Consider the following 13,490-nt stretch of genomic DNA (forward strand, 5'->3'; position numbering starts at 1 on the left):
CAGATGGGTGCGGCAGGGCGCGAGAGGTGGCGAAGCAGCCGGCCCCGTGCATTGTTATTTGACGGCGGCCTGCCGCAGGCCCGTGACCTCATGCAGCGTATAGACTCCTGCCTTGCCTGGCAGGATTACGTTTTCGTGCTGTTTGGTCAGGAAAAGATCCTTGACCTGATCATGAACTGCTTCGGAAATGAGGAAGCTAGTCCCAAGAAGCTTGTTGGCGTTTTCAATACGGCTGGCCAGATTGACGGCATCGCCGATGGCGGTTGTCCTTTTCATTGTGGTTGCGCCAATACTGCCTACGACGACTTCACCGCAATGGACTCCGATTCCTATCCTTAGCTCCTTGCCATAGTTATCATGAAAATAGGGCTGCAGTTTCCTGATTGCATCGAGCACCTCAAGTCCGGCCCTGACCGCTTGCGCGGCTGCTTCGCTGGCGTCTCTTACATCGAACAGTGCCATCAGGCCATCGCCTATGTAGTTGTCGATATGGCCGCCATGACGGGTGATCGCGGGTCCCATGCTGTGGAATATCCGGTTCAAGGAATGCACGACATCGTAGGCCGGCAAGTCCTCGGCAAAACTTGTAAAGCCACGCACATCGGCAAACATAATGGTTATTGTCTTTTCTTCGCCGGCTATGGCAGGGGTTGCGCCAGTTTCACGCTGATCGGTAATCAGGGCATCGTCGGGATCGAGAACTAGCCGCCTCAGGCTTACATCCCCAATGATTTTCGTCTGACAGGCCAAACGTATTTCCGGACCGAAATGCAGGCGCTCGGCCATGGCTTGTTCTTTCGCATTGCGCTCGCTGCAATGCGCGAGCCCGTCGAATATTGCGACCCGACAGGTCGAGCAACGGGCCTCGCCGCCACATTCGTGGGTGTGCGCAAGACCGCATCGAAGCGAAGCCCCAAGAATCGTCTCGGTGCTTGTTGCTTCAATCGTTTTATTCTCGGAAAGATATGAGATTCGGGGCACGGCCTTTTGTCCAATACAAGATGTACGGCAGAAGTATTCCCGGCTGAATTTCAGGTCATCCAGCGCGGCTAATTGCCCACTACATCGAGACCGCCAGGATTACGGCTGCCGGTGGTGGGCCGCTTGACGGTTCAATTTTCAACTTCCCGCGAGCTAGCTCTTAGAATAGTACGCTGTCGATAGCGGCTGCTTCGCGGAACATGCCACAGCGACCGAAGGTGGACAGCATTCATGTCGCCAAAAAGCTGCCACACCAGGGTGCATGTGCGGGCGTGTGATGGCTGCCAGATTCCAATACTGCCGTAAGTACAAACAGATGTCAGCGCTACGAATTGCATTGCTTACGCTTTTGACAATGATTGCTTTTGCCGGAAATTCGGTGCTGTGCCGTATCGCTCTCAAGCAGACCAGCATCGATGCCGCCACATTTACCTCCATTCGACTGGTTTCAGGTGCCGTGGTGCTTTTCTCAATTGCAACATTGCTTCGTACCGGGCGATCCGGACGAGGAAATTGGCCGTCGGCGTTTGCGCTGTTTGCTTACGCGGCGGGATTCTCGTTTGCCTACCTGAGCCTCAGTGCCGCGACCGGTGCGCTGCTACTGTTTGGTGCCGTCCAGGCGACCATGATTGGTCATGGCATCTGGAGCGGCGAGCGACTGCGTACGCAACAACTGACTGGCCTCGTATTTGCCCTCGGAGGGCTGGTTGGTCTGATGCTTCCCGGCCTTTCGGCTCCCCCGCTTTTCGGCGCAGTGTTGATGCTGGCAGCGGGTATCGCGTGGGGTATCTATTCTTTGCGAGGCAGAGAAAGTGGAGACCCCACTTTGGTTACGTCCGGCAACTTTATGCGGTCGACGGTGTTCGCATTGGTACTTAGCTTGTTGCTCAATTCGACTGCCAACTTCGATATGGTGGGCGCTGGATTTGCGATTGCATCTGGTGCCCTAGCTTCTGGCTTGGGTTACGCCATCTGGTATTCCGTCTTGCCCTCACTTAAGGCTACCAACGCCGCAACGATCCAGCTCAGTGTTCCTGTCATTGCTGCGCTTGGCGGGATCATCTTTCTCGGCGAAGTCGTCACGATGCGCTTTGCCTTAGCGTCGGTTGCAATTCTCGGGGGTATTGCATTGGTGATCTTGAGTAAGCGACAGGATGAGCGGTAACGATCAGATAGACTTCCGATTGCTGTCCTCCTTTTCCCTTCGCTGTTCCCCAATGTCCCCATGTTGCTCCCCCCTCTCGTCCCCGGCCATCTGCTGGCGCGGCGCCAGCGTTTTCTGGCGGATGTGGTGCTCGACAGCGGCGAGCAGGTCGTCGCCCATTGCCCCAACACCGGCTCCATGCTGGGCTGCAAGGAAGCGGGCAGCCGGGTCTGGTTGTCGGCGGCCGACAATCCGGCGCGCAAGCTGGCCTGGACCTGGGAGCTGGTGGAGACTCGCCCCGGGGTGCCGGTGGGCATCCATACCGGGCGCTCCAATGCCCTGGTGGAAGAGGCGATCCGGGACGGCGTGATTCCCTCCTTGTCCGGCTTTGCCAATCTGCGCCGAGAGGTGCGTTACGGTCGGGAGAAAAGCCGCATCGATCTGCTGCTGGAGGATGGCGAAGGCTCTGCCTGCTATGTGGAAGTGAAGAATGTCACCGCCGCCGTGGATGAGGGCATCGCCCTGTTTCCCGACGCGGTGAGCGAGCGGGGCAGCAAGCATCTGCGGGAGTTGATGGAAATGCGTGCCCAGGGGCAGCGGGCGGCCCTGGTGTTCTGCGTGCAACGGGACGATGTGCATGAGGTGCGGCCCGCCGATGCCATCGACCCGGTCTATGGGCAGACCCTGCGCCTGGCCATCGCTGCCGGGGTGGAGGCCCATGCCCTGGTGGCCCGGGTGTCGGCGACGGAGATCCGCCTGGCTCGTCGGGTGCCCGTGATGTGCCCCTAAGGAAACGCCGAACAAGTCCCAATCCGCCACACCGGCGAATGCCGGTGTGACGGACTTAATCCGTGTTTGCCCCTGAAGTATCATCCCCGCCATGAAATACGACGACCTCCGTGACTTCATTGCCCAATTGGAAAAATTGGGCGAACTCAAGCGCATCTTCGTGGAGGTGGATCCCCATCTGGAGATGACCGAGATCTGCGACCGGGTGCTGCGGGCCGGGGGGCCGGCCCTGCTGTTCGAGAAGCCCAAGGGCAGCAGTATCCCGGTGCTGGCCAATCTCTTCGGCACGCCCCGGCGCGTGGCCCTGGGCATGGGCGAGGAAGGCGACTGGCAGACGGCCCTGCGGGAGGTCGGCAAGCTGCTGGCCTATCTCAAGGAACCGGAGCCGCCCCGGGGCCTCAAGGATGCCTGGGACAAGCTGCCGGTGCTGAAGCAGGTGCTGAACATGGCCCCGAAGGTGGTGTCCTCGGCGCCCTGCCAGGACGTGGTGTGGGAGGGCCAGGACGTGGACCTCGCCCGCCTGCCGGTGCAGACCTGCTGGCCCGGCGATGCGGGGCCCCTGATCACCTGGGGCCTGGTGGTGACGAGGGGGCCGCATAAGCCGCGGCAGAATCTGGGTATCTATCGCCAGCAGGTGATCGGGCCCAACAAGGTGATCATGCGCTGGCTGGCCCACCGGGGCGGCGCCCTGGATTTCCTGGAATTCCAGAAGGCCCATCCCGGCCAGCCCTTCCCTGTGGCGGTGGTGCTGGGTTGCGATCCGGCCACCATCCTGGGGGCGGTGACGCCGGTGCCCGATACCCTTTCCGAGTACCAGTTCGCCGGCCTGTTGCGTGGCGGCAAGACCGAGCTGGTGAAGTGTCTTGGTAACGACCTGCAGGTGCCGGCCTCCAGCGAGATTGTGTTGGAAGGCGTGATCCATCCGGGTGAAATGGCCAAGGAAGGCCCCTTTGGCGACCACACCGGCTATTACAACGAGGTGGCGGAGTTCCCGGTATTCACCATCGACCGCATCACCCTGCGCAAGAACCCCATCTACCATTCCACCTTCACCGGCAAGCCGCCCGATGAGCCGGCGGTGCTGGGGGTGGCGCTGAACGAAGTCTTCGTGCCCCTGCTGCAGAAGCAGTTCCCCGAGATCACCGACTTCTATCTGCCCCCCGAGGGCTGCTCCTACCGGCTGGCCGTGGTCAGCATCAAGAAGCAGTATCCCGGCCACGCCAAACGGGTGATGTTCGGCATCTGGAGCTTCCTGCGCCAGTTCATGTACACCAAGTTCATCATCGTCACCGACGACGACGTGGACATCCGGGACTGGAAGGAAGTGATCTGGGCCCTCACCACCCGGGTGGACGCGGCCCGGGACACCCTGATCGCCGAGAACACGCCCATCGACTACCTGGACTTCGCTTCCCCGGTGGCGAGCCTGGGCAGCAAGATGGGGATCGATGCCACCAACAAGTGGCCCGGTGAGACCAGCCGCGAATGGGGCCGCGCCATCGAGATGGACCCGGCCGTGAAGCAGCGGGTGGATGCCCTCTGGGATAGTCTGGGGCTTTGAGCCGCCCCCCATTCCGTAGCCTTTGACGCCATGGCCCGTCCCGCCCTGCCTGATGATTTCGAACAACGCTTCGACCAGTCCTTCGCCCTGGTGGCTTTCGTCGCCAACCGTTTTCTGGTCAACCAGATGCGCCGGGTCATGGTGGAACTGGGCGTCGATCTGGAATGCGCCTTCATCTACGGCACCTTGGGCATGCTCAACGTGGCGACTGAAATGCCGCCGGGCAGCGCCCCCTCCCGCGTCCTGGACGAGAGCGGCATGCTGCCGGAAAACCGTATCCGCCCCGTGCGCCTTTCCGACCTGAGCCAGGTCGCCGGCCTGCCCCGGGAGACGATACGACGCAAGCTGGAAAAGCTGCGCGGCCTGGGCAAGGTGGAGCGCACTGCCGATGGTGCCTGGCAGGTCTGCCGCATCGAGGCAGATACCGCCGGCCGCGCATTTACCCGGGAAACGGTGGTGCGCCTGCTGACTGCTTCCCAGGAAGTGAATCGAGTCCTGGACGCCGCGCTGCCCTGAATTTCGCTCAGGTATCGAAGCGCTGGGCCGGGAAATGCCGGGTCATCGCCGACCCCTCGGGCCCCAGCAGCAACTGGGCGCGGCGGTTGCGACGATAGAACAGGGGCACCAGCGCCCGGTCGTATTGCCCGGTTCCGGCGTCGGCCAAAACGAAGCGCTCCAGTTCCTCCTCCCCCCCCTGCCAGTTGCTGGGCCGCTGGCCGAGCAGTGCTTCCAGATCATCCAGGTCCGCCGCTTCCAGGGCGGCGCCGATCTCCTCGTGGCGTTGCAGATGGCGGGCGAGACGGAAGGCGACATGAAGCTGGTGGTTCACATAGTCGTCGCCGGTCTTGATCTGGCGCAGGGACTGGATCAGGTGCTCGTGGCTGCGGGCCACGGGGCTGGGGCTCACGGCGGGTACCGCCACCTCGGCCAGTTCGATGCCGAGGATTTCCGCCAGGGCCTCGGTGGCGAACAGGTCGGTCTCGGAGCACCAGCGCAGATTGATCATCAGATCGGACTCGGGGGCCGGGTCCCGCAGGGCGGCCCCCAGGGCCAGATGATTGGTCAGGGTGAAGGCGAAGTAGTAGATGCGGATGGCATCCATGTCCACCGGCCGCCCCGTCAGTTCCTCATAGCGCCCATAGAGCCGTTTGAAGTCGCCGTAGCCGATCACCGTGTCGCGGATGCGCCAGCCGGCCAGATCCATCATCGGGTCCCCCAGGTGGCCCAGTTCCAGGTCCAGGGCGGCGACGATGCGTCCGCCGGCGTGATGGAACTGGCCCGTGTCCCAGAGCACGGGAGCTTCCCGACCCCGGGTGTCGGGCCAGTGGCGCTTCAACCAGCCCAGACAGAACTCCATGAAAGGCTCGGGGTTGCGCTTGCGGCTGCGGTAGATTTCCTCGTAGCGCTGAATGCCGATGCGTCCGGACTGGCCCGGCTCGGGTGCCCGTCGGATGCCGGCGGCAACGAAGGGTTCGAGGGGCAGTTGATGGATGCGCGCTAGCATTTGCAGATAGTCGTCCACCACCGCTTGCCGTTCCTCTTCCGTGGACTTGGAGAAATCCTCGCTGCCCGGCACCCGGTCCATCACATAGGCGCGGGGATCGTCGATCCAGCCATGGACCTTCGCCACCGGGATGCCGTGCTGTTGCAACAGCGCCTGGAAGCGCATCTCGTGGTCGAGGGGAAAGATCATCGGCATGTCGGTGCGCTCGCCCCGCACGCAGAGGGCCAGGGTCTCGCCATTCCGTTCCAGGTCGGCGAACCATACTGGCCGCCAGCGGGACTGACGGCTGATGCGCAGCACGCGGCCGCCGAGCTTGGCCTCCAGCCAGGCGGTGATCTTTTCGGCGGGGCTCTGGGGCGTGACGCTCATCGACTCTCTCCTGGAGGGGCTGCCGTATGCACACATCTGATCCATGATTCACCCCCGTCATTCCGGGGCCGCGTAGCGGAACCCGGAATCCAGAAAATCCATCCGTGCGCCGCTGGATTCCGGGTTCTGCCCTCGCGGGCAGCCCCGGAATGACGGGGAAATGTGTGCATACGCTAGCTTGGCGGGGGGCTCTTGGAGGCGCCATGTTACGGCGCGGATGTCTCCGGGTGTGCTACTCCTGCCGTTTGATGGGCGGCGGCGTATAGCGTCCCGAGACCACCGCCGGCCCACCGACAAAGACCCGCAGATTCAGCATGAAGTCCCCTTCTGCGGGTGCCGGTAGCCAGTTGGCGGCCAGCTTCGGATCGGCAGGAGCTTCTGGCTGGATGAGGAGGGTCAGGGAGCCGTCGTGGCCGAACACCAGGGGATCGGCGGAGCGCACCAGATACTTGTGGCGCGGGTTGTCCACGAACAGACCGTTGGTGCGGTCGTAGAGAGTGAGGGACCAGAAGCCGAACTTGTCCTTCAGCAGGGGCGGGATCTCGTCGGGCCGGAAGGTGAGGGTATAGCGCTGCCGGCCGTTCAGGGGCTGGCCGCCGCCGTCGGTATAGGCGGTGTAGTAGGTGGCTTCCTCGGCGTGGTTGATGCCGATGGAGCGCAACTGGACCATCGCCTGGGTGGCGATGCCCCCCGGCGCATTCCGGCGGCCGATGTCGGCGGGAGGAATCTGCCAGCCGTTCCTGACCGGGAAGCCGTCCAGCACCAGGGCGGTCATGGCGTGGTCCGCTGCCGTGGCGCCGGCCCGCAGCACTTCCAGCATTCGGGGGTCGTCCGGAATTTCCCGGCCGGGGCCGATGCCGATGGGGGCGATATGATCGAGGAAGCTGCGGTCCTCCACGGGGGGCGGGTTTTCCGCCATGTAGCGATTGGCGATGCGCAATACCTCCACCGGGTCCCGGGCCAACAGGGGGCTGTCCTTCAGGATCGGGCCCGGGTCGGGCAGCGCCACCCGGGCGGCGGGGTCAAGGAAAGTCGCCAGCGGCGTGAGCCGGATCTGGTCCTGGAGTTTCACGACATTGGGCACATCGTCCAGGTTGCGGAAATAGATGCGCTGATAGAGGTTGATTGAGGGCGTGGGCGCCTTGACCACCTCGCGGATACCCGCCGGTACCGAGCCCTGCCAGTCGGGTCCGACGATCAGGTAGTTCCCCGCCTTCTGGCCCATCGTGCGGGAGCCGATATAGGCGAAGGGGTAGAAATAGGCGTCGATCAGGGTGAAGCTGTAATAGCGGTCGGGAATGTCCGGCACGCTCAGCACCATCGGGCTGGCCTTCAGGTCCAGGAAGGCGGCGCCGTACAGGGTGTCGTTGTTGGGCATCGTGTCCGTGGTCTTGATCGAAGCCGGCGTGCGTACGCAGAGGAACTGGTCGAAGGGATTGCCCCGGTCCCCCATGTAGCGGGTGAAGTTGAAGAGGAACTCGTAGCGCTGCTTGGCGTGCAGGTAGGCCGGCAGGGCATAGAGATAGCCGGCCGTCGCGAGCTGGGTGTCGAACTCCCGCCGGTAGGCCCGGGCGGTTTCGGGAGAGACGTCCTTGTGCAGATGCAGGGGATTCCACTGGCCCGGTACCGCCACGTTCTGCTGGCTGCTCAGTGCCCGGCCCACGGTTTCGGCGGCTTGCAGGTTCATGGCACTCCCGACCAGACACCAGGCAGCGAGGCAGATATTCAGAACACAGGATTTCTTGTGGGAGCGCATGGCTTTCTCCGGAGCGGGTCGATGCGCAATATAGTCCGGCGCATGAACAGCGCTGATCTCGACTTGCCTATTTTGGGCAGGTCCCGCAGACAGGGGCGCGATCGACATGCCACTATCAAAGGCCAAGAAAGGGAGAACTCATGCCTATCCATAAGAATCTGTGTTGCTTGGCCTCCATTCTGGCCCTGCTCGCCCTGGCCACCCAGGCGACTGCCGCGCCCGCGCAGCCGGCCCTGGACCGCAGCGTGCTGCCTTTGCCCCAGGCCCGTTTCGTCGGTAAGGTGGGGCGCTATCCGGCCGAGTCCGACCGGCCCATGTTCCCGGCCCAGCCCGGTGCCCCCAAGGGCGCCCCCAATGTCGTGCTGGTGCTGCTGGACGACGTGGGTTTCGGTCAGACCTCGACCTTCGGCGGCGCCATCGAGACGCCTTCCCTGGACAGGCTCTCCCAACAGGGCCTGCGCTTCAACCAGTTCCACACCACCGGCCTGTGTTCTCCCACCCGGGCGGCCCTGCTCACCGGCCGCAACCACCACTCGGTGGGCAGCGGCAAGATCACCGAGATGGCCTCCGGCTACGATGGCTACAACTCCATGATGGGCCGGGATGCCGCTTCCATCGCCCAGGTGCTGCGCCACAACGGCTATGCCACGGCCATGTTCGGCAAGCACCACAACACGCCGGACTGGGAGACCACGGCCGCCGGCCCCTTCGACCGCTGGCCCACCGGCATGGGCTTCGAGTATTTCTACGGCTTCCTCGGCGGCGAGACCAGCCAGTTCGAACCCACTCTCTATGAAAATACCCGCCCCGTGGCCGAGCAGCCCCGGCCGGCGGACTACCATCTGAGCAGCGACCTGGCCAGCCGCGCCATCGATTGGGTGCAGCAACTGAAGTCCGTGGCGCCGGACAAGCCCTACTTCCTCTACCTGGCGCCGGGCGCCACCCATGCGCCCCACCATGCGCCCCGGGAATGGATAGATCGCTTCAAGGGCCGCTTCGACGCCGGTTGGGACGAATATCGCCGCCTGACCCTGGAGCGGCAGAAACAGATGGGCATGGTGCCCGCCGACACCCAGCTCACGCCCCGGCCCGAAGGCATTCCGGCCTGGGATTCCCTGAGCGCCGAGCAGAAGCGCGTCGCCGCCCGCATGATGGAAGTCTTCGCCGGCTTCACCGCCCACGTGGACCACGAGATGGGCCGGGTGGTCGAGGCCGTGCGGTCGCTGCCCGACGGCGACAACACGCTGGTGCTGTATGTGGTGGGCGACAACGGTGGCAGCGCCGAGGGCGGGCCCATGGGCACCCTCAATGCCTTCACGCTCTACAACGGCATGCGTGACGACAATGCCGAGCTGCTGGCCCACTTGGACGAGCTGGGTTCCGCACGCCACAACAATCACTTCCCCTATGGCTGGGCCTGGGCCATGAACACCCCCTTCCCCTGGTACAAGATGGTGCCCTCCCACCTGGGGGCCATCCGCAATGGCCTGGTGGTTTCCTGGCCCCAGCGTTTTTCCGGCCAGGGCCAGGTGCGCAGCCAGTTCCACCATGTGGTGGATATCGTGCCCACCATCCTGGAGGCCGCCGGCCTGCCAGCACCCAAGCGGGTGGACGGGGTGGAGCAGAAACCCATGGCGGGCGTAAGCATGGCCTATGCCTTCGATCAGGCCGATGCGCCGAGCCGGCACCGCACCCAGTATTTCGAGATCCAGGGCAACCGGGCCATCTATCACGACGGCTGGCTGGCTTCCGCCAAGTTCTACGCCATCTCGGATTTCTTCACCGGCCGTGAGCCCCTCACCGATCCCTCCCTGGTGAAGTGGGAACTCTACGACCTGAAGCGGGACTTTTCCCAGTCCCGGGATCTCGCCGCCAGGGAACCGGCCCGGCTGAAGGCCATGGAGTCCCGCTTCTGGGCCGAAATGAGGACGCATGGCGCCCTGCCCGTCACCGGCGTCAATACCGTGGAGGACATGACCGGGGTCTATCGTCCCAGCTACACACGGGGCAGGACCCGCTTCGCCTACCCGTCGGGCGCCCAATTGCCCGAGATCAACGGCCCCAGCATCAAGAACCGCTCCTTCCGTATCGATGCCGACGTGAAGCTGCAACCGGGCAGCGAGGGCGTGCTGGTGGCCGAGGGGGGAAGGACCGGGGGCTACAGCCTGTTCATCAAGGGCGGGCGGCTCCACTTCGTCTACAACTTCCTCGACAAGTCCCACTACCAGATCAGTTCCCTGGAAACCCTGCCGGCCCAGGTCCGCACCCTGTCTGCGGCCTTTGCCTACGATGGCGGCGGTGCCGGAAAAGGGGGCGTTCTGACCCTGCTGGCCGACGGCAAAAAACTGGCGGAAGGCCGCATTGACCACACCCTGCCCGCCCGTTTCGCCTTCACCGAGAGTTTCGACGTGGGCCTGGACAGCGGCAGCCCGGTAAGCGATGCCTATGCGGCCCCCTATCGCTTTTCCGGCAGGCTGGATCAGTTGCGGGTCGAGTTGATGCCCTGAAACCAGGGTCTTCCACCGCGCCTGGGCTGGCGCGTTCGTCTGGTGCCGTGCTAGGCTGAAGCACATCCTTACCGGGGTAGTTCGCCATGGATGTTTCCAGCCTGGTTTCCCTCGGCACCCTGAGCAGCAACAGCCGGGTTCAGTCGGCCCTGAGCGCGGCCGCCGACCCCGCGGGCGAAGCCCTGGGCCGCGCCCAGCGCCGGGTCGAACAGCAGCGGGACAGCACCCGGGTGCAAATCTCCGCCTATGGCAAGCTGAAGTCCGCCGTTGCCACGCTGCAAACGGCTGGTCAGGCCCTCACCGACAGCAAGAAGACCGCCGAGGTGGCGGACCTGAAAAAGGCCGCCAGCGAGTTCGTCAATGCCTATAACGCCGCGGGCACGGCGGCGGCCGGGGCCGGCGACCTCCGCGCCCAGTCCAGCGCCAACAACCTGCGCCGTGCTTTGGGTGGCGAGAATATCGATCTGGGCCGGTTGGGTATCAGCCAGGGCCAGGGGGGCACTCTGGTGCTGGACAGCAAGGCGCTGGACCAGGCCCTGGAGGCCGATGCCGGCCGGGTGCGGGAAACCCTGTCCCAGGTGGGCGGGCAAGTGGAGCAGGCTGCCGGCCGGGAGCTGAGCGGTGGCGGCAATGTCAGCACCGGGCTGAACTCCCTGGAGCGGCGCGGACGCAGTCTGGACGCCCAGCTGGCCGAGCAGAAGACCCGGGCCGAGGAGTCCCAGCGCAACGTGCGCCAGCAGACCGGCTACCTCAACAACGCCTTGCAGGCCCTGGCGGCCTACCAGCGCGCGGCCCTGTTCTGATTCGCCCCACCTCCCTCCGTCTTGCATCGCATCCCAAAGCCCAACGGCGCGGCGTGCGTGGCCCACTGAAATAGGCTCTAAGATGTCGCCCCCGCCGCCGGCGATTTCCTAACGACCCATGCGCGTCCTGTCCCTGATTCCCCCCATGACGCAACTCAATACGCCCTATCCTTCCACGGCGTATCTGACCGGCTTCCTGCGTTCCCGGGGCATCGATGCCCGACAGGAGGACCTGGCCCTGGCCCTGGTCCTGCGGCTGTTTTCGGTGGCGGGTCTGAAGGCTATCCACGAGCGGGTCGCGGCCATGCCCCCCGGACGGCATTCCCGGGCCGTGGCCTTTTTCGACCAGCAGATCCCGCGCTATCTGGCGACCATCGAGTCCACCGTGGCTTTCCTCCAGGGCCGTGACCCCAGCGTCGCCCATCGCATCTGCGGCCGTCAGTTCCTGCCCGAGGGGCCGCGCTTCGAATCCCTGGACGTCTACGTCGCCCCGGACGATGAGGACGGCGGCGACCCCATGGCCTGGGCCTTCGGTTCCCTGGGCATCCAGGACCGGGCGCGCCACTTCGCCACCCTGTATCTCAACGATCTGGCCGACGTGCTGCGGGATGCCGTCGATCCCCGCTTCGAATTCGTCCGCTATGCCGAATCCCTGGCCCAGAGCCAGCACAGCTTCGAGCCCCTGGCGGCCGCCCTGGCGGCGCCGCCCAATCTGCTGGACCAGATCCTGGGCGAGCTGACCCACGCCGCCCTGGCGCGGCACCAGCCCCGGCTGGTGCTGCTGTCCGTGCCCTTTCCCGGTTCGGTCTATGGGGCTTTCCGCATCGCCCAGGCGATCAAGGCCCATGACCCTTCCATCGTCACCGTGCTGGGCGGCGGATTCGTCAATACCGAACTGCGCGAACTCAAGGAAACGCGGGTCTTCGACTACTTCGACTACGTCACCCTGGATGCCGGGGAGCGCCCGGTGCTGGCCCTGATCGAACTGCTGGAGGGCAGGGGCACCCAGGAAAATCTGGTGCGCACCTTTGTCGCCGGGGAGGCTGGCAAGTCGGTGCGCTATGTGGATGGCGGGGCGGCGGACATCCCCTTTGCCGAGGTGGGCACGCCCACCTGGGAGGGTCTGCCCCTGGACCGCTATCTCTCGGTGCTGGATCAGTTGAACCCCATGAATCGCCTCTGGTCCGACGGCCGCTGGAACAAGCTGACGGTGGCTCATGGCTGCTACTGGAAGAAGTGCAGCTTCTGCGACGTGTCCCTGGACTACATCTCCCGCTACGATGCCCTGGCGGCCGGCACCCTGGTGGACCGGATCGAGACCATCATCGACGAGACCGGACAGACCGGCTTCCATTTCGTGGACGAGGCGGCCCCGCCCAAGGCCCTGAAGGCCCTGGCCGACGAACTGCAACGCCGCAACCGCGCCATCTCCTGGTGGGGCAACATCCGCTTCGAAAAATCCTTCACCCCGGCGCTGTGCGAACAGTTGGCCGACAGCGGCTGCATCGCCGTCTCCGGCGGTCTGGAGGTCGCCTCCGACCGCCTGCTCAAGCTGATGAACAAGGGCGTCTCGGTGGAACAGGTGGCCCGCGTCACCCGGGCCTTCAGTGACGCCGGCATTCTGGTCCATGCCTATCTGATGTACGGCTTCCCCACCCAGACGGTGCAGGACACCGTGGACGCCCTGGAATACGTGCGCCAGTTGTTCGCCGAGGGCTGTATCCAGTCGGGCTTTTTCCATCGCTTCGTGTGCACCGTGCACTCGCCGGTGGGCCTCGATCCGGCGGCCTACGGCATCAAGTTGCAGCCCCTGCCATCGGTGAGCTTCGCGAAAAACGACGTGGGCTTCATCGACCCCGCCGGCGTGGACCACGACACCCTGGGCAAGGCCCTGAACAAGGCCTTGTACAACTACATGCACGGCATCGGCCTGGACCAGGACGTGCGCTTCTGGTTCGAAGGCGGCCGCGTGCCCCGCAGCCGCGTGCCGCGCCATTACATCGCACGGGCCCTGGGGGATTGAGGGGCGGGTGGGGGCATGCTCTCTCCATTGACAGCCCCCGGCCCCGCACCTAC

General features: G+C 64.4%; 10 protein-coding genes. 7 read left to right on the plus strand and 3 right to left on the minus strand.

Translation table 11 applies throughout. The features are described 5' to 3' along the window. Positions 1–54: 54 nt before the first annotated feature. Positions 55–981 carry an adenylate/guanylate cyclase domain-containing protein gene (locus DENOEST_RS01820; protein WP_145772434.1) on the minus strand — a complete coding sequence of 309 codons (927 nt, stop codon included), beginning with the start codon at positions 979–981 and terminating at the stop codon, positions 55–57. Between the two features lie 277 nt (positions 982–1,258). On the opposite strand from DENOEST_RS01820, the gene DENOEST_RS01825 reads away from it, so the two are divergent. The 4 genes from DENOEST_RS01825 to DENOEST_RS01840 all read left to right on the plus strand — a co-directional run bounded on the left by DENOEST_RS01825 (position 1,259) and on the right by DENOEST_RS01840 (position 4,991). Beyond that, a complete protein-coding gene (locus DENOEST_RS01825) occupies positions 1,259–2,146 on the plus strand; it encodes a DMT family transporter (protein ID WP_232096414.1) in 888 nt (295 codons plus the stop codon). Positions 2,147–2,206: 60 nt separating this feature from the next. Next, the gene (sfsA, locus tag DENOEST_RS01830; RefSeq protein WP_183148192.1) at positions 2,207–2,914 is read left to right on the plus strand and encodes a DNA/RNA nuclease SfsA; all 708 of its coding nucleotides are present in this window, start codon (positions 2,207–2,209) and stop codon (positions 2,912–2,914) included. A gap of 91 nt (positions 2,915–3,005) precedes the next feature. Then, positions 3,006–4,475, plus strand: coding sequence for a 4-hydroxy-3-polyprenylbenzoate decarboxylase (gene ubiD, locus DENOEST_RS01835; protein ID WP_145770487.1), 1,470 nt, complete (start codon positions 3,006–3,008; stop codon positions 4,473–4,475). A gap of 30 nt (positions 4,476–4,505) precedes the next feature. Beyond that, the gene (locus tag DENOEST_RS01840) at positions 4,506–4,991 is read left to right on the plus strand and encodes a helix-turn-helix domain-containing protein (protein WP_145770488.1); all 486 of its coding nucleotides are present in this window, start codon (positions 4,506–4,508) and stop codon (positions 4,989–4,991) included. Between the two features lie 7 nt (positions 4,992–4,998). On the opposite strand, the gene DENOEST_RS01845 is transcribed toward DENOEST_RS01840, so the two are convergent. Together DENOEST_RS01845 and DENOEST_RS01850 are read right to left on the minus strand one after the other, a co-directional pair. Next, on the minus strand, positions 4,999–6,348 hold the full coding sequence (locus DENOEST_RS01845) for a phosphotransferase (protein ID WP_145770489.1): 1,350 nt from the start codon (positions 6,346–6,348) through the stop codon (positions 4,999–5,001). A 232-nt stretch (positions 6,349–6,580) separates the two neighbouring features. Next, positions 6,581–8,104 (minus strand): DUF1254 domain-containing protein, encoded by a 1,524-nt coding sequence (locus tag DENOEST_RS01850; protein WP_170228172.1) that lies wholly within the window; start codon positions 8,102–8,104, stop codon positions 6,581–6,583. 140 nt (positions 8,105–8,244) lie between these two features. Here DENOEST_RS01850 and DENOEST_RS01855 point away from each other — a divergent pair, with 140 nt between their 5' ends. From DENOEST_RS01855 to DENOEST_RS01865, 3 genes are all read left to right on the plus strand, one after another. Continuing rightward, on the plus strand, positions 8,245–10,611 hold the full coding sequence (locus DENOEST_RS01855; protein ID WP_145770491.1) for an arylsulfatase: 2,367 nt from the start codon (positions 8,245–8,247) through the stop codon (positions 10,609–10,611). A gap of 86 nt (positions 10,612–10,697) precedes the next feature. Continuing rightward, entirely contained in the window at positions 10,698–11,414 is a 717-nt protein-coding gene (gene fliD, locus DENOEST_RS01860; RefSeq protein ID WP_145770492.1) for a flagellar filament capping protein FliD, read from the plus strand. A 118-nt stretch (positions 11,415–11,532) separates the two neighbouring features. After that, positions 11,533–13,437: a B12-binding domain-containing radical SAM protein gene (locus tag DENOEST_RS01865; protein WP_145770493.1), complete on the plus strand. Its 1,905-nt coding sequence runs from the start codon at positions 11,533–11,535 to the stop codon at positions 13,435–13,437. Positions 13,438–13,490: the final 53 nt, after the last annotated feature.

This window comes from Denitratisoma oestradiolicum, from assembly GCF_902813185.1.
Classification (GTDB): domain Bacteria; phylum Pseudomonadota; class Gammaproteobacteria; order Burkholderiales; family Rhodocyclaceae; genus Denitratisoma; species Denitratisoma oestradiolicum.